Below are 16,311 nucleotides of genomic sequence, written 5' to 3'. Positions count from 1 at the left end.
TTCAAATTGGATTTCTTGTAACTTCGTTATAAACCCTTGAAGGAGAAAATCCATGTCAACATCTATCAACACAAACATCAGCGCATTGGCTGCTCAAAACTCTTTGCGTAAAACTGGTATTGCACAAGCAACATCAATGGAGCGCCTATCCACAGGTATCCGCATTAACAATGCGAAAGATGATGCCGCTGGCCTAGCTATTAGTACACGAATGACCGCAAATATTCGCGGCATTTCTGCTGCAATTCGTAATGCAAATGATGGTATTTCATTGACGCAAACTGCTGAGGGAAGTTTGTCAGCCATTGGAGATAACTTGCAGCGTATTCGTGAATTAGCAGTGCAATCTTCAAACAGTAGTAACAACAGCTCTGACCGATCTGCTCTTAACGCTGAAGCACAACAATTAGTTGCTGAAATTGATCGTGTTGCAAACAATACGGCCTTTAACGGTATCAAATTAATTGATGGTTCGTATACAGCACAGTCACTTCAGGTGGGTGCAGGCAATGATAGTAACGATCGAATTAGCATTTCAATTTCAAGCGCAAAGTCATCTGCACTAGGGGTGTCTTCGCCTAAAATTACTGGGGCAGCTTTGACTTCCGGTGCGGCCCTAACAGATGGTGGCATAACAATTAATGGAGTCAATGTCGGCGCTTCAGTGACGGATGGTGTATCAACTGTAGAGTCAACTGGTAGCGCACTTGCAAAGGCTAACGCTATTAATTCTGTTTCGGGCCAAACTGGTGTCACCGCTGAAGTTGGTCCTACAACAGCATCACTCACTGCAACAACTGCTGGTGGTTCGTATGCACTGCGTATAAACGGCGTAAGCGTAACTGGTAGCACCTCAACTGCCGCAGTTGCTGAGGTACAAACCGCAACACTTACAGGAACTGTAACTGCTGCTGGCTCAGTTGAAATATTTGGAGTTGCTACTTCCGGTCTTGCAACAGGTGCAACCGCTACTCAAGTTGGTACTGCTATCGTAGCGAATAAAGCCGCTATTTTGGCAGGCACTGCGGCCAAAGCCCTGGGACTCACTGACATTACGACAAATGCAGGTGTACTTACACTTACCTATACTGCTGGTGGAACAGGCGTTATCGGGGCTGGTGATGTTGGCAACTTAGGTGTGCAAACTGCAAGTAATGGAATGACACTTGCTTACACTGCTACTGGTACAGCTGGCGTTGCTGGCTCTACCGGGGGTGCTACAGGTACAGCAAGTGAGATTGCAGCTGCTATAAACGCAGTTTCAAAGGATACTGGTGTGGTTGCAACAGTTGGTACTGCAGGTGCTTACACTTTAACTGCAGCAGACGGCCGCAATATCAGAATCGAAGTTCCTACTACAGGTGCTACTGGAGTTTCTGCTGCTTCAACTGCTTATGGAACTATTACCCTTAAGTCAACCAGCTCTGCAGGTATCAATTTGGGTGGATCACAGGCAACAATGGCTATTTTGGGTTCTGCTGCTCAAATTGCAAGTTCAAGTGGTGCGGGTGTATCTTCAATTGACCTATCAACCACTAATGGTTCACAAAGTGCACTCACCGTATTGGATAAAGCGATTGATTCGGTTACAAATACTCGCGCTTCAATGGGTGCTTATCAAAACCGTCTCACTGCTGCAATTTCAAACTTAGAAACAACTTCTATGAATTTGTCTGCCTCACGCAGCCGCATCTTGGACACTGACTACGCTAAGGAAACTACAAACCTTGCTAAGTCTCAGATCATTACCCAAGCTGCTACAGCCATGTTGGCTCAAGCTAACCAGTCAGCTCAGTCTGTCTTGGCCTTGCTCAAGTAAGCTAACGCTCCAAGGATGGCTTGGTTCTAGCCACCAAGCCCCTCTAAAAGCCATTGGCATCACTGCCAGTGGCTTTTTTTTGCCACTTTTTTAGCCAAAACGGCAACGCACTGCCACTTAACGTCAGGCTTTCGACACAAAGTGGCAAGGAAAAGCTGGCACACCTCTTGCTCCATACCCTGTATTCGCATCAGCAGCCTTGATTTCATTCAGTTTGCTGGTGTTCATTCACTAAAGGAGCTAGACATGCACATTGAATTACAACAGGCCATGCAACATTTGGTCAGCGAACAATCTTTGAACCTCAAAGAGGTTTCACGCTTTACCCCCGTTGATTTCCGCCTGGGCATTCAATGGCTCGTTGCTCAAGACCAACCCGACCTTGCTCAAGCCTTGGCCGAAGCAGGTTTGGCTTTATATCCATTGAGTGAAGACATTCTGGCAATTTCAGGCCTCTTGGCCATCACCCGTGAAGACTGGCCTCTTGCTGTAGAAATTTTGCAAGACCTGGTTTCCATTCAAGTTGACCGCGTTCAGCCCATGACATATCAAATGCTGGCACGTGCATTGGCTTGCAACCTCGACGTGGCTGAAGCACACCAAGTGCTTGAGACTGCCCTGCAAAAGTGGCCAAACGATGCCACTTTGATTCAAGAACGCAACGCCATGGCCGCAGCAGTTCAGGACGCCATGCCTGCATCTACCTTAACCAACTAATTAATTAGTAATTGAACTAACGGCAATCAAAGCGGCAACGTGTTGCCACAAAGCAACCCATCGCAATACCTTGCCACTCGCCCCATTAGGAGATTCCCATGACCGTCATCAATACCAACGTCAAAGCCTTGTACACACAAACGGCGCTTAGAACGTCCAACCGTGACAGCCAAGTTGCCATGCAGCAGTTGTCCACCGGCAAACGCATCAATTCGTCCAAAGACGATGCCGCCGGCTTGGCCATTGCAGCGCGGATGACTCAAAACATCCAAGGCCTAAAGCAAGCGGTTCGCAATGCAGGTGATGCGATCTCCATGATTCAAACGGCTGAGGGCGCCACACAAGAAATTACGGTCATGCTGCAACGCATGTCTGAGTTGGCTGTGCAGGCTTCCAACTCCACCTACTCTAATGAGCAGCGTGGCTATTTAAATCAAGAATTTCAGCAACTCAAGCAAGAGATTGTGCGAATTTCTGACACACATGAGTGGAATGGCTTCCCCATCTTGAATGGTAAGGCCGGTATACCTGTAGGTTCGCCTAAGGTCGATACTGTCACTCGCGTTGGTGTTGCGGCCAATGAGCTTGGCAAAAGTCTGAAGGATGGTGATCTTTCCATTCAAACAGACAAAGGCTCCTTTCCTATCCCAGCCTCTTTGTCGTCAAGCGATCCCAAAAGTAGCGCACTGGCCTTCTCTAGCAACAAAGCTGGTAGCGCTATTGCAATTGCAGCAGCCATTAACTCTCGAATTGGAGACACTGGTGTCAATGCAACTGCCAATGCGGCGGTGGTTACAGCAACAAAGACACGCGTTGGTACAACATCCATTCAAACTGACTTGTATGTGAACGGTGAGAAAGTTTCTCTGAGTCTGTCTGCAGGTCAAACTTCGAGCGAACGCCGCCAGTACGTGATGGAAAGTATCAATGCGGGTACTGCCGTCCATGGCGTCACTGCTGGCGATGGCGGTGGCGGTGGTTTGACTTTGAAAACCGTCGATGGACGCAATCTTTCTGTTTGGTATGACAACACCACCCTTGAGGGTATGGACTTTGGCTTGGGCATGGACACGGCCACACCTTCAACGCCTGTTGGTGTTTCGGGCATTACCGGTTCAAGTGCAGTTTCAGCTGGTTCGGCCGAAACTTCAGCCATCACATTCAAAGCCTTAACGGCTGGACAAAAAATCACGCTGAATGGCTTGACGTTTACTTCTACGGGCTCCTCAACCAAAGAACAAGTAGCAGGCGCATTTTCTAACTTACGCTCAGGCATGACTGGTGTTGCAGCAACCGCTGCCAACCCAATCAGTGCAGCACTTGGCACTTTTAGCGGTACATTTTTCGAAGGCTTTACCACTGGTTCTAATCTTGCAGCCAATGGAACTGCTACTGAAATAGTCACTGCCACCGCTACCGGCAAAGGCAATGTAGGCAACATTACAAGCTCTGGTCCCGTACTTTCAGTGATTCAAGGTGCAACAGGTTCAAAAGAAGTTGCAACAGTAACATTCAATGACTTGGCAGCCTCTGAAGCTGTTACTTTTGGTGGCTTAACTTTCACGGCTTCTGCCCCCATCACTGGTACTGAAATTGCAAGACTTTTTTCTTCACTGACGCCCACAACCACACCTTTGCCAACTTCCACCAAGGGAACAATGTCTGGTAGCCTAGCTTCCGGATTCACCACTGGTGCAAATGATGGCGCAAATATTTCGGCCACCTCAACGGCCAATGGTGATGTTGCAACAGACCTGACGGTTTCATCAACTTACTCACCCTCAATTTTGGTAACGCAGGGCAATACTGTTGCCGCTTCAACAGCCTATGGCACAGTAACCTTGTCGTCAAACAACCCATTCATCATCAAGCCTGGTGCTAATGCCACTCCTGTTGGCTCGTCACCAGCTGCCGACCCAACTTATTCCAACTTCACAAGTTTAGGGTTCGAATCAGGCACCATAAATGCAAAGAATATTGGACGTTTGAGCTTTCAAGTGGGTCCAGCTGCAAATCAGCTCATCAACATTGACATGGCCGACTTTGGCCCCAATGGTGACATCACAGGCCCTATTACCAGCCAGTTAGCGCCAACCAACTTGTTGAGCATGCAGTCTGCCAACGATGTGATCATGAACGTCAACAAATCCTTGGACCGCATTGCCGAAACGCGTGCCACCATGGGTGCGGTCATGAACCGTTTGGAACACGTGATTGACAACTTGACCAACGTGGTCATGAACTCAGAAGCATCACGCAGCCAAATTGAAGATGCCGATTACGCACAGGCTTCTACCGAATTGGCCCGTACGCAAATCATGCAGCAGGCCGCCACTGCGGTGTTGGCACAAGCCAATACGTCACAGCAGACGGTGCTCAAGCTGTTGCAGGGCTAAGCCCTAGCCCGCTTCAACCTGTCGATTAATTGACTAAAACCCTCATTTATTAGGTTTTAAGTATTCAATTTTAGGTGGCACGCTCATTGCTTCTACTCATGCATTCACATGCACATGAGGCACCAGAAAGCAATGAGCTCTATTCATACCGCGCAACAAGTTCTGTGGCTGGACCCCATCCAGCCTTTAGATGCGCCTGAGCACGCGCAACTCACAGCGGCGGGTTTGTCTGTTCGCTGTATCAGCACGCTTGACGAACTTCAGTCCGCCTTAAGCCACGGCCAAATAGCGGCTTTGGTGCTTCGCCACGAAACCACCTTAGATTTGCTGCAAAGCTGCCAAAACATCATGCTTCGTGCAGGTTGTGCTGTGCCTATGGTGTGCCGCGTCGATCGCCGTCATTTAGAGCTGGCCGTTCAAGCCATGCGCCAAGGTGCCGCACATGTGTTGGCCACCGACGACTGGTCTGCCGCTTCTTGGCAAATGGCGCATCAAGCCATTCAAGCTTTGCGTTTGTCTTCTTCTGCAGCTTCCATGGTGGCGCGCATGGCGCCGCCCACCGAGGTAGTGGCTGCAGCGGCACCGCAAAAGAGCGTGGTGTATGTAGACCCTGTTAGCCGTCACTTACTTGCTTTGGCACAGCGTGTGGCCCAAGCCAACGTAACCGCCCTCATTGAAGGCCCCACAGGTGCTGGTAAAGAAATTTTGGCCCGTGTGTTGCACGAGTCCTCGAAGCGTGCACGTGGCCCGTTTGTGGGTTTGAACTGCGCAGCTTTGCCAGAGCACCTCATTGACGATATGTTGTTTGGCCACGAAAAAGGCGCGTTCACAGGCGCACAAAAAGATTTCAAGGGTTTGTTTGAACAAGCCCAAGGTGGCACTTTGTTCTTGGACGAAATTGGCGAAATGCCTTTGCACTTGCAGTCTAAGTTGCTGCGCGTATTGCAAGAGCGCTTGCTCACGCGCTTGGGTTCTGAGCGCCAAGTGGCCATTGATGTGCGCATCATTGCCGCTACCAACAAAGATTTGCGCGTGGCCATTGCCGAGCGCGAGTTCCGCGAAGATTTGTATTTCCGCATCAGCACATTCAAATTGCGCGTGCCGCCTCTGCGCGAACGCAAAGGCGATATTCTGCCTTTGGTGGCCAGCTTGCTGCTGCGCCACGCACCCAATGCACAAGAGTTCACTTTGAGCGATGAAGCTCAAGCGCAGCTCTTGTCTTACCCATGGCCAGGCAATGTGCGCGAATTAGAAAACGTGGTGCAACGCGCTGTGGTGTTGTGTGCCGACCAGCACATTGACATCCAACACCTCATGTTTGACGACACTGCCGACATTCAAATGAGCATGGCATCCGACTTGCCAGAAGCACCTGTCCATGCGTTTGCAATGCCCACAGAGGCTTTGCGCTACCCAGACACCAGCAACGCCGAAGACAGCGCGGTCATAGCGTCTAACTTGCAAGAGGCTGTGAAAACCAGCGAGCACCAAATGATTTTGGCAGCCATTCAAACCACCGAAAGCCGAATGGAAGCTGCCGCCAAGTTGGGCATCAGCCCACGCACGCTGCGTTACAAACTCGCCAAGCTCAAAGCTGAGAACGGCACCATGGCCTGGGCCGCTTAAGGGGAACACATGATGGAAAAAATTAACTCCCAAGGCAACATTCAATCGATGTTGCAAACGCTTCGTTCTTACCAATCGCAGGCTGCTGGCGGCATGGACGATGAAGGCAACAAAGTTGGCAACCTCAATGGCCTGAATGGCTCCAAAGGCACAGAAGGTCCTTCTGGCTTTGGTGATTTGGTCCGCCAAACGGTGAACAAGGTCAACGAAAACCAAACAAATGCATCCAAACTGGCATCCGCTTATGAGCGCGGCGAAGGCGTACCGCTCACCGATGTGGTGCTGAGCATGCAGAAGTCGTCTTTGAGCTTTGAAGCCACTTTGCAAGTGCGCAACAAGGTGCTCAAGGCCTACGAAGACATTTTGAACATGCCTGTTTAAGGCTCATTCCGAGTAGCTAATTTAAAAGATACGACTGAGAGATTTCAAACATGGCCACTACAACAGCTCCCTTCACCCCGGCCTTGGCCACGGGTGGCTCGAACAGCACTGCACTTGCTACCACTGGCGGCGCAGGCTCTAACGCCGGCGGTGCATTGGCAACCTTCACGCCCGGCATGGATGTGCAACAAGGCAATGGCAACAATTATGGCGGTGCAGGCAATGGCGGCCCCTTGGCCTCTGTGCAACAAATGCTGCAACAGCCTAGCGTCAAAAAAGCCATGCCCATCATCTTGATGGCCTTGGCTGTTTTGTTGTTTGCACTTTTGTATGTATTGATCAATATGCCCAGCTACCGGCCCCTCATGGTCAACATGAGCGAAGCCGATCAGCAAACGGCCATGGAAGCTTTGAGAGCCAGCGAGTTCAAGCCAGTGCTCGATCCATCGACCGGTCAAATTACAGTGCCTTCCAACAAGTACCACGAAGCCCGCATTTTCTTGGCTTCCAAGGGCTTGCCCAAAACAGGCAACACGGGCATTGATTCTCTCAAAGACCAATCGGCCATGACCACCAGCCAATTCATGGAGCAAGTGCGGTATACCGCTGCCATGGAGCAAGAGTTGGCACGTACCATCATGCAAATTGACTCTATTCAACAAGCACGTGTGCACTTGGCCATGCCCAAGCAATCGGTGTTTGTGCGCGATCGCACACCACCCAAAGCCTCCGTCATCATCACGCCGCATGCCGGCCGCTCTGTGTCACAAAATCAAGTGCAGGCTTTGGTTCACTTGGTGGCATCCAGCGTGCCCCTCATGACCCCCGAAAACGTTGCTGTGGTGGACAACCAAGGCAAACTCATTACCGATTCCAGCAATGCTGCAGCCTTGGGCCTTACATCAGCGCAAAGCAATCACAAGCAAAAAATGGAAGATGTGTATCGCCAGCGCGTGATGCAAATTTTGTCTCCCATTGTGGGGGATAACAACGTGCGCTCACAAGTGAATATGGCGCTAGACTTTACGCAAACCGAAGTGACTACCGAAGATTTTGACACTCGCGAAAAAGGACCCAAAACCCGTTCGGAAGCGCTGAGTGAAGACAAGAGCGGTGCCGCAGAAGCCGCCGGTATTCCTGGCACACTGTCTAACACCCCGCCACCAGCACCTTCGGCAACCACCAACTCTGCAGCTTCCACACTCGCAGGATCTGGTGGTACTACCAACAGCACAACCGCACGCAGCACTCGCAACTATGAACTAGACCGTTCTGTTCGCCATGTGAAAAATGCAACGGGTACTGTAGAGCGCTTGAGCGTGGCTGTGTTGATCAATGAACGTGCACCCACCACCACCAAAAATGAAAAGGGCGAAGTAACCGACTCAAAGCCTAACCCCTATAGCGAAGAAGAAATTACCCGCATGCAAGATTTGGTGCGCGGCGTGGTGGGTTATGACGAAAAGCGCGGTGACGTGGTCACTGTGGTTCAGGCCAAATTTGAGCCAACTGTTGCTTATGACTTGAGCATTCCTTGGTACAAAGATGAATCCTTGCAAACCTACATCAAGAGTGGTTTGTTGGGTGTGATGTTCCTGGCGTTTATCATGATGGTCATTCGCCCTGCGGTCTTGCGTATGTTGGGCTTGCTCAAAACGCCAGCCGAGTTGGAAGCCGAAGCTGCAGCTGCAGCCTTGGCAGCCGAGAAGATTGCACTGGCCGATGGCGAGTTGTCACCAGAAGACATGAATGCCATCCAGTTGGGCGAAGGCGAAACCTTGGAAGAAATCAAGGCTAAGCTCAAGCCCAAGAAATCGAGCATCTCCATGGAGATGTTGGACACAGCCAATACTTACGACGACAAGGTTGCGCTGGTGCGCATGATTGTGGCGGAAGACACCTCGCGTGTGGCCAGTGTGCTGAAGAAGATGATCAAAGTAGCCTAAGGAAATACCATGGCCGAAAAAGAAATCACCAAAACACCCGCAGAAATCGAAGCTGCAGAAAAACTGCGCATCGAGATGTCCAACATCAGTGGCGCGCAGCGTGCAGCCGTATTGATGTTGTTGCTGGGCGAACAACAAGCTTCAGAAATTATCAAGTTTTTGAATCCCAGCGAAGTGCAGGCTTTGGGCGGCGCCATGGTGGCGGTGTCTGATGTCTCGCAAGAAGCTGTGAACGAAATCTTGGACGACTTTGTGTCCACCATCAAAAAGCAATCGAGCTTGGGTTTGGGCACCACCGACTATGTCGAAAAAGTATTCAAACGAGCTTTGGGCGACGACAAAGCAGCCTCTGTGTTGGGCCGCATCTTGCCAGGCCAAAGTACCAAAGGCCTCGAAATTTTGCAGTGGATGGACGCACGCGCCATTGCCGACATGATCAAAACCGAGCACCCACAGGTGACGGCCATTATTTTGTCGGTGCTCGACCACCAAGTGGCAGCCGACGTGCTCAACTTCTTGCCCGACGAAACACGCCCAGAAATTATTCAGCGTGTGGCCAGCTTAGAAACTGTGCAGCCTTCGGCCATGCAAGAGCTTGAGTCAATTATGAAGCTGCAGTTCACCAACAACACCAGCTCCAAGTCTTCCAGCTTTGGCGGTATCAAGGCGGCGGCGCAAATTATGAACTCCACCAAGACTGCCTTGGAAGCGTCCATCATGAAGGGCTTGGAGAGCATCGATGCCGACTTGATGATGCGCATTCAAGACAATATGTTTACTTTCGAGAACCTCAGCGCTGTGGACAACAAAGGCATTCAGGTGCTCATGCGTGCGGTGGACAACAACCAGCTGATGATTGCCATGAAGGGCGCCAGCGAAGATGTCAAAGCACGTTTCTTCGACAACATGTCGGAGCGTGCCCGTGGCATGTTCAAAGACGAGATGGATGCCAAAGGCCTCATGCGCTTGTCGGATGTGGAAGAAGCGCAGAAACAAATCATGCGCTCTGCCCGCAAGTTGTCTGACTCTGGTGAGTTGGTCTTAGGCGGAGGCGATTTTGTATAACGCATCTTCTGGCCCAACAGCCAAATTGGGTTTGCCAAAGGGTGCGCCCGTGTGGCAACCCCTCAAGCCCCTCAAACCCGTTGAATTACAAAACGCAGGGTTTGTGCAAGAAAAATATCTGCAGGGCAAATCGGCACATTTCTCATTGTGGACGGTTGAAGAGCAACTGGCTGCCGGAAAAATTGCGCAAGAAGCCGAGGAGCTCACCATCACAGACGTGGTGGACAAAAACTATGATGATGCCGATTTATCCGCACAAGCGGCGCTTTCTGGCATGGACGCCGAAACCCTAGAACAAATTAAAAAAGAAGCCTACGAGCGCGGTTTAATAGATGGCCAAAAACTGCAGCAAGAAGCCGCAGTACATGAAGCTGAACAAGCAGCGGCAGACAGCTTGGCGGCCTTGGCCGACAAAGCCAACCAACTTTTGGTCAACATTGAGCAAGGCGTTGCAGCATTGCAGGAGAACCCTGCTGCTTGGAACGAGCCTTTAAAGCGCTTGGCTTTGCATTTGGCCGAACAACTTACCCTCACTGAGCTGAGTATTTCTGCCAGTTCCATTCAAACCATGATTGACCGCTGCATTGAAACCTTGGATGTTCAATCGGCTGCCAGTGTGGTGGTAGAACTCAACCCCAACGACATGGCTGTGTTGCAAAACCACAAAGCCGCGCCCGGTGAAAAAACACATCAATGGCGCTTGGTGGCAGACGCTCATTTACTGCCCGGCAGTGTGCGCGTGCGCGCAGACGATGCCGTGGTGAGCGATCTCATTGAACATCGCCTTGAAACTCTGGCGCATGCCTTATTGGAAAACCCCAAGCCATGGCAAGCGCAAACAGCCTTCCAACCCGAGCGTTTAGCCGCTCGCAGAGGCAAAGCCGAAACCGTAGAAGATGCATTGCCGCGCGATGCCAGCGCTAGGTTTGAAACAGCAGAGCCTTTAGATTTATCGTCGCTTGATTTGCCTGACTTGGACTTGCCCGAAACAAGCCCCAAGACAGATGAAGACAATGCAGGGCCAACACATGACTAACTTTGCAGCTGAAGTTGCTCGCAGCATGTCGATGGCACGGGCCTCAAGCCCAGAGCGCTGCGGCACCCTGGTGCGATTGGTGGGCCTGCGCATGGAAGCGCGCGGCATCATGGCGCCTGTGGGCTCTAGCTGCGAAGTGATTGGTCAAGATGGCCACCGCATTGAAGCCGAAGTGGTGGGCTTCAACGACAAAACCTTGTACCTCATGCCACTCACCGAGCCTGTGGGCATTGGCCCTGGCGCATCGGTGCGCATGGCCTATGACTTGGGCACTGCCTGCTTAGGCCCCGAACTTTTAGGCCGCGTGATCGATGGCCGCGGCGAGCCTTTGGACGGCAAACCCAAGCCAGCCTGCAAAGCGCGCTTGAGCTTGTTGGGCCTGCCCATCAACCCCATGGAGCGCGGCCCCATCGACAGCGTGCTGGATGTGGGTGTAAAAGCCATCAACGGATTATTGACACTGGGTCGCGGACAGCGCGTAGGCTTGGTAGCCGGCTCTGGCGTGGGCAAGAGCGTGCTCTTGGGCATGATGACCCGCTTTACCAAAGCCGATGTGGTGGTGATTGGTTTGGTGGGCGAACGAGGCCGCGAAGTGCAGGCCTTTATTCAAGAATCTTTGGGTGAAGAGGGCTTGGCCAAATCAGTGGTGGTAGCAGCACCGGCCAACGTATCGCCTGTGCTTCGCTTAAAGGCTGCGCACATGACCCATGTGATTGCAGAATATTTTCGTGATCAAGGCTTGAATGTATTGATGTTGGTCGACAGCCTCACGCGCGTGGCCCATGCCCAACGCGAAATTGGTTTGGCCATTGGCGAGCCGCCCACCGCCAAAGGCTATCCGCCATCGGTGTTTGCCTTGCTGCCCAATTTGATTGAGCGAGCAGGCGTAGGCCGTCATGGTCACGGCTCGATTACCGCCATCTACACGGTGTTGGCCGAAGGCGACGACGCCAACGATCCCATTGTGGACATTGCCCGCGCTTCTTTAGATGGCCAAGTGATGCTGTCGCGCAAATTGGCCGATGCTGCACACTACCCCGCCATCGATTTGAATGGCTCTATTTCTAGGGTGATGCAAAGTTTGCTGTCGCCCGAAGATTTGAAAATGGCCAACAAGTTCAGGCGCCTGTGGTCTTTGTACCAACAAAACATGGACCTGATTCAAGTGGGCGCTTACGAAGTTGGCAGCAATCCCACCTTGGATGAAGCCATTCGATTGCGTGAATCTATGGAGCAGTATTTGCGCCAAGACATGCACGAAGGCAAAGACGAAGCCAGCACACGCGAAGACATTCGCAACATGATGGCGGCCATGATATGAACGACTCTGTAGTAGCTCGCCCCTGCTGGACCATCTTGGCGCAAAAGGCCGAAGATAAAATTGCGCTCATTCAGAATGAAATGATGCTGGCGCGCCAACGTCTGCAAAGCCTTCAAACCAGTGAACAGCGCATTCAAAAAATGTACGATGAATACCGCGATGGCTTGACCAAGTCAGACGCCCAAAGCGTAGGCATGCGGGAAGCCATGAACCAACGTCAGTTCATGTCACAACTTTTAAGCTTGATGCAGCGCGTTAAAACCGATATTTTGTACACCGAAAACACCATCATTGGCATTAAAGAACAACTCATTGTGCAAGAGCGCGAGCGCATCAAAATGCAAACCTTGGCCGATCAAAATGCCATGGCTGTGCAGCGTGAAGAAAATAAAAAAGACCAACGCCGCATGGATGCCTTGGGTGTGATGCAGTTCAACCTCAAGCCACAAGCATGAACCTCACGGGTGGCTTGGCTTGGCATTGGTTGGCGTGGCGTTCTGAGGCCCGCTGGGCACCCACTTCACTGGCCATTGAAAATTGGCTCTTATCTAATGCTCAAACCTCTTCACCCAGCAACCCAGAAAACCGCCCTAGCCTGCTACTCATTGGTGCCAGTGCGGGCTGGATGATGTCGAGCCTATGGCTTCAGAAATTTGCCAAGGTTGACACTTTTGACATCGACCCTAGGGCTGCCCTGTTGTTTAAATGGCGCCATGGCAAAGCACTTCAAGCCAATGGCACAGAGCTTCATTGCCATACGCGCGATGCCCTGCAAGACTTGCCTGCTTTGCTTTCGGCAAACCCCAAGGCCTGTGTATTTTTTGACAATGTATTGGGCCAGTTGCGCTTTCAAAACCAAGCAACCGATTGGCAACAAGTAGAGCGCCGGCTCAAACAACTCAAGGTGCAACTCAAAGGCAGAGAATGGGGCAGCTTACACGATCGAATGTCGGGGCCCTGCACAAGGCCAATAGCGCTTGACAGTGCTTTGCCTATTCGGCATCCCGATTGGCATGACCAACATTGGCTTACGCAATTGGATGCACAAAGCCCCTGGCTCGATCACTTAACGCAAGACGTGTTTCCAACTGGCGTGTCGGTGCAAAATTTTGCTTGGAATTTTTCAGCCAACTACAGACACTGGCTTCAGGCCGGGTGGGTGCGGCCATGAATGTTTTGAAGGGCTTATTTGCCGCAAATGAATTTGTAAAGCGCCACCAAGGGCGTGTCGGGAGGAATGGTTTGCCATTCGCGCATCACCCCCTGCGAGTCGATAATTTCGCCCGTGAGCATGGGGCCACTGTGCATGGAAAATTGCAAGATGTGAACCATTTCTTTGCGGCAATCCATTTCCATGTGCGTGCGTGTAGACACAAAGAAAGCCCCTCTTTGCGCTTTTTGAGGCGTTCTGTAATCGAGCAAACTCCAGAAAGATCGAATGGGGCCATTGCGCTTGATAGTGCCGTCATCGACATAAATAATGCCCGAATCGGTAGTGGTTATTTTTTTCCATTCGGCCTGAGCAGAAAGTGGCGCGCAAAGAACAAGCAAACTGGCGACAAGCGCCAAGCCAACATTCAAAACAGCACCCAATCCTTGTGGGGCGGCCGTATTTTTAACAAGATGGTGTTTGGTATTCATGCGCCCTACTATAAAGTAGCGCACTGATCTTGAAAAGAGCCATGCCATGAACAACCTCACTCACACCAACAACACCCAAAATTTGAGTTTCTGGGCGAGGCCTCTGTCGGCTTCTTTTACGTCTTCTCTTTCGGCTTCACTTTTGGCTTGCCTTTTGGCAGTGGGTATATCGGCCTGCGGCGGCGGGGGTGGCAATGAGGCCATCAGTGTCAACCCACCAGCCACAACACCCGAGGTACCACCAGCCACACTCATCACGGCTGGCGCATATGTTGGCACTTTGGCTGGCAAACTGGACAAACTGCCAAAAGACTTTGTCACAATCTTGCTGCCAACAGAGCCTGCGTCTGGCGGCGTCACCAAGTTTTATGCCTTGCATTACGACGACGCCAACCCTGACATTTACAGCGGTACTGGGCAAATCACTGGCAAAGCCACAGCCTCTTTGGCTCAAGTCAATTACCAACGCTATTTCGCCCCTTTAATTCGAAGCGGTACTGGGACCTTAAATAGCATCAGCTCTGGAAAAATGAATGCCTCGCTTAATTTTCCATTGATCAACTCGGAGAATGCACTGGAAATAAAAGACCTAGAGCTCAAATTTCCAACAAGCTACATTTACAACACAGCTGCAACACTGAGTTCAGTTCAAGGAAATTGGCTAGGCGTCTTGTCCTACAGCAATGGCTCCAATGATGCCTACTCGATCAGCATCTCATCGACAGGGACACTCAGCAGTTACATGTCCTTTTGGGGCGATTGTCAACTCTCTAAGGGTGAAATAAAGCCTAACTTTGACGGCACGAATCTTTACAAAGTGTCGGTAAGTATTCCAGCCGCCAATGCTTGCACTCAAAATAATTTAGGAAATAAAGATTTAACCGGCTCAGCCTTTATCACGACTAGCCCTATTGCTGGCAAAACCCAACGCCTTTACTTAGTAGGCGTTACTTCCGATGGCCGAGGAATCAGTTTCAAAGCCGATCGATAAATTCAAGTTTTCAAGCTTGCTGACGAATCTGTCTAAGCTCGGAAATTACATTCTGGAATAGACCATGATCAAACTTATCGCCATCATATTGCTCGCCATCTCTACGGCTGGTGCGGGCTACTTTGGCTGGACACAAAAGAAGTCGAGCGCTGCAGCGACCGAGCAAGTGGCTGAACTAACTCAACAAGTAGAAGAGGCAGATAAAAAGATCGAGGCTACCGAGGAAGAGTTGGCTGCTAGCAAAGAAAAGCTGCCAGCCTTGATGACCAAAGCCCAAGAACTCGAAGCTGTCAAAGCAGCTTTTGCTTCTGGCATGGTCTTGAAAGATCTTGAAGCAGCTTATGCCAAAGAGAAAAAAGCACTTTCTACCGAGCGTCAGCTGGGCTTGGCTGGTGTTCGCCTCTTAACCAATGGCACCAAAGATCCCGCCACTGTTGAGGCGTTCCAAAAAGCTTTGGAAATGACCGACTGGAAAGGCCAACAAAAAGTCATTTGCGCGGCTCAAAATGCATTGGCTGCGGCTGGCGAAAAAGTGAAGGTCATGTCCGAATGCCAACCTGAGGCTGGCCCTGGCAAAGGTGACAGTAAGACGGGCTCCAAAGGAGCCCCATCCGACAAAGCAGAAAGTAAAGACGCCAAGGGCTCTGACGAAAAAAAAAATGATAAAAAATTAGACAAGAGTGCCCAAGGGCATGCCGAAGCGCAACCTGTGCATTGGGAATACGAAGGCGCAATGGGCCCAGAAAACTGGGGCAAAGAATTTCCAACTTGTGGCAGAGGCAAGTCGCAAGCACCTTTGAGTGTCAAAGGTCCGTATGAAAAGGTTCGTTACAGCTTGGCGCCCGATTACAAACAAGGCCAGCTGAAAATTGTGAACAATGGCCACACCATTCAAGTCAATGTGCCCAATGGTTCCAAAATTCGAATTGATGGCAGGCCTTTTGAACTGGTGCAGTTTCACTTCCACCGCCCTAGCGAAGAACACATCGACGGCAAACCTTCCGCCATGGTGATTCACTTGGTCCACAAAAACATGGAAGGTGAACTGGCTGTTCTAGCCGTTATGCTGCGCGAAGGCAACGAAAATCCAGTCATCAAAACTTTATGGACGCATGCACCTAAAAATGCAGGCTCCGAAGTTCTGCCTGACGGCGTCATGTTCAACCCAGCCAGCTTGCTGCCTAAAGAACTAGATTTTTTCCACTACGACGGCTCACTCACCACACCGCCTTGCACAGAAAAAGTGAAGTTCTACATTTTGAAGACGCAAGTGAGCATCAGCAAAGAGCAAATAAGCGACTTCCCCTTCAAGATGAATGCGCGCCCCATCCAACCTTCCAATGGTCGGCCCATTTATTCAAATTAAAAGGCC

The 16,311-nt window shown here is 50.9% G+C and carries 14 protein-coding genes; 13 read left to right on the top strand and 1 reads right to left on the bottom strand.

Annotated features, from left to right (window positions below; genetic code table 11):
* Positions 1 to 52: 52 nt before the first annotated feature.
* From B9Z32_RS02640 to B9Z32_RS02590, 11 genes are all read left to right on the top strand, one after another.
* Positions 53 to 1,819: a flagellin gene (locus B9Z32_RS02640; RefSeq protein WP_108419813.1), complete on the top strand. Its 1,767-nt coding sequence runs from the start codon at positions 53 to 55 to the stop codon at positions 1,817 to 1,819.
* A 246-nt stretch (positions 1,820 to 2,065) separates the two neighbouring features.
* Positions 2,066 to 2,536, top strand: coding sequence for a M48 family metallopeptidase (locus B9Z32_RS02635; protein ID WP_108419812.1), 471 nt, complete (start codon positions 2,066 to 2,068; stop codon positions 2,534 to 2,536).
* A gap of 98 nt (positions 2,537 to 2,634) precedes the next feature.
* Positions 2,635 to 4,932, top strand: a complete 2,298-nt coding sequence (locus B9Z32_RS02630; RefSeq protein ID WP_108419811.1) for a flagellin — start codon at positions 2,635 to 2,637, stop codon at positions 4,930 to 4,932.
* Between the two features lie 132 nt (positions 4,933 to 5,064).
* Positions 5,065 to 6,558, top strand: coding sequence for a sigma-54-dependent Fis family transcriptional regulator (locus B9Z32_RS02625; RefSeq protein WP_108419810.1), 1,494 nt, complete (start codon positions 5,065 to 5,067; stop codon positions 6,556 to 6,558).
* A 9-nt stretch (positions 6,559 to 6,567) separates the two neighbouring features.
* Entirely contained in the window at positions 6,568 to 6,939 is a 372-nt protein-coding gene (gene fliE / locus B9Z32_RS02620; RefSeq protein ID WP_108419809.1) for a flagellar hook-basal body complex protein FliE, read from the top strand.
* Positions 6,940 to 6,989: 50 nt separating this feature from the next.
* The gene (gene fliF, locus B9Z32_RS02615) at positions 6,990 to 8,885 is read left to right on the top strand and encodes a flagellar basal-body MS-ring/collar protein FliF (RefSeq protein ID WP_233248034.1); all 1,896 of its coding nucleotides are present in this window, start codon (positions 6,990 to 6,992) and stop codon (positions 8,883 to 8,885) included.
* Positions 8,886 to 8,894: 9 nt separating this feature from the next.
* Positions 8,895 to 9,950, top strand: coding sequence for a flagellar motor switch protein FliG (gene fliG / locus B9Z32_RS02610; RefSeq protein WP_108419808.1), 1,056 nt, complete (start codon positions 8,895 to 8,897; stop codon positions 9,948 to 9,950).
* Positions 9,943 to 10,986, top strand: coding sequence for a FliH/SctL family protein (locus B9Z32_RS02605; protein WP_108419807.1), 1,044 nt, complete (start codon positions 9,943 to 9,945; stop codon positions 10,984 to 10,986). The genes fliG and B9Z32_RS02605 overlap by 8 nt, the downstream gene beginning before the upstream one ends.
* Entirely contained in the window at positions 10,979 to 12,307 is a 1,329-nt protein-coding gene (locus tag B9Z32_RS02600) for a FliI/YscN family ATPase (RefSeq protein WP_108420942.1), read from the top strand. The genes B9Z32_RS02605 and B9Z32_RS02600 overlap by 8 nt, the downstream gene beginning before the upstream one ends.
* Positions 12,304 to 12,762, top strand: a complete 459-nt coding sequence (locus tag B9Z32_RS02595) for a flagellar export protein FliJ (RefSeq protein ID WP_108419806.1) — start codon at positions 12,304 to 12,306, stop codon at positions 12,760 to 12,762. Before B9Z32_RS02600 ends, B9Z32_RS02595 begins: the two co-directional genes overlap by 4 nt.
* A complete protein-coding gene (locus B9Z32_RS02590; RefSeq protein ID WP_108419805.1) occupies positions 12,759 to 13,478 on the top strand; it encodes a hypothetical protein in 720 nt (239 codons plus the stop codon). The genes B9Z32_RS02595 and B9Z32_RS02590 overlap by 4 nt, the downstream gene beginning before the upstream one ends.
* 14 nt (positions 13,479 to 13,492) lie before the next feature.
* Here B9Z32_RS02590 and B9Z32_RS02585 read toward each other — a convergent pair whose 3' ends face one another.
* Positions 13,493 to 13,948 carry a surface-adhesin E family protein gene (locus B9Z32_RS02585; RefSeq protein ID WP_108419804.1) on the bottom strand — a complete coding sequence of 152 codons (456 nt, stop codon included), beginning with the start codon at positions 13,946 to 13,948 and terminating at the stop codon, positions 13,493 to 13,495.
* A gap of 46 nt (positions 13,949 to 13,994) precedes the next feature.
* Between B9Z32_RS02585 and B9Z32_RS02580 the strand changes: the two genes are divergently transcribed.
* Positions 13,995 to 14,939 carry a hypothetical protein gene (locus B9Z32_RS02580; protein WP_108419803.1) on the top strand — a complete coding sequence of 315 codons (945 nt, stop codon included), beginning with the start codon at positions 13,995 to 13,997 and terminating at the stop codon, positions 14,937 to 14,939.
* Between the two features lie 64 nt (positions 14,940 to 15,003).
* Positions 15,004 to 16,305: a carbonic anhydrase family protein gene (locus tag B9Z32_RS02575; protein ID WP_108419802.1), complete on the top strand. Its 1,302-nt coding sequence runs from the start codon at positions 15,004 to 15,006 to the stop codon at positions 16,303 to 16,305.
* The last annotated feature ends 6 nt before the right edge of the window (positions 16,306 to 16,311 follow it).

Source organism: Limnohabitans sp. MMS-10A-178, from assembly GCF_003063375.1.
Classification (GTDB): Bacteria; Pseudomonadota; Gammaproteobacteria; order Burkholderiales; family Burkholderiaceae_C; genus Limnohabitans_A.
Note: the sequence above shows the minus strand (reverse complement) of the source record. Positions and strands in the feature narration are given on the sequence as shown.

What these genes read in the sequence shown, in the direction of transcription:
- fliE (WP_108419809.1), top strand. Translation starts at nt 6,568, where the DNA reads ATGATGGAAAAAATTAACTCCCAAGGCAACATTCAATCGATGTTGCAA.
- B9Z32_RS02580 (WP_108419803.1), top strand. Translation starts at nt 13,995, where the DNA reads ATGAACAACCTCACTCACACCAACAACACCCAAAATTTGAGTTTCTGG.
- B9Z32_RS02640 (WP_108419813.1), top strand. Translation starts at nt 53, where the DNA reads ATGTCAACATCTATCAACACAAACATCAGCGCATTGGCTGCTCAAAAC.
- B9Z32_RS02635 (WP_108419812.1), top strand. Translation starts at nt 2,066, where the DNA reads ATGCACATTGAATTACAACAGGCCATGCAACATTTGGTCAGCGAACAA.
- B9Z32_RS02595 (WP_108419806.1), top strand. Translation starts at nt 12,304, where the DNA reads ATGAACGACTCTGTAGTAGCTCGCCCCTGCTGGACCATCTTGGCGCAA.
- B9Z32_RS02600 (WP_108420942.1), top strand. Translation starts at nt 10,979, where the DNA reads ATGACTAACTTTGCAGCTGAAGTTGCTCGCAGCATGTCGATGGCACGG.
- B9Z32_RS02630 (WP_108419811.1), top strand. Translation starts at nt 2,635, where the DNA reads ATGACCGTCATCAATACCAACGTCAAAGCCTTGTACACACAAACGGCG.
- B9Z32_RS02625 (WP_108419810.1), top strand. Translation starts at nt 5,065, where the DNA reads ATGAGCTCTATTCATACCGCGCAACAAGTTCTGTGGCTGGACCCCATC.
- fliG (WP_108419808.1), top strand. Translation starts at nt 8,895, where the DNA reads ATGGCCGAAAAAGAAATCACCAAAACACCCGCAGAAATCGAAGCTGCA.
- fliF (WP_233248034.1), top strand. Translation starts at nt 6,990, where the DNA reads ATGGCCACTACAACAGCTCCCTTCACCCCGGCCTTGGCCACGGGTGGC.
- B9Z32_RS02590 (WP_108419805.1), top strand. Translation starts at nt 12,759, where the DNA reads ATGAACCTCACGGGTGGCTTGGCTTGGCATTGGTTGGCGTGGCGTTCT.
- B9Z32_RS02585 (WP_108419804.1), bottom strand. Translation starts at nt 13,948, where the DNA reads ATGAATACCAAACACCATCTTGTTAAAAATACGGCCGCCCCACAAGGA.
- B9Z32_RS02575 (WP_108419802.1), top strand. Translation starts at nt 15,004, where the DNA reads ATGATCAAACTTATCGCCATCATATTGCTCGCCATCTCTACGGCTGGT.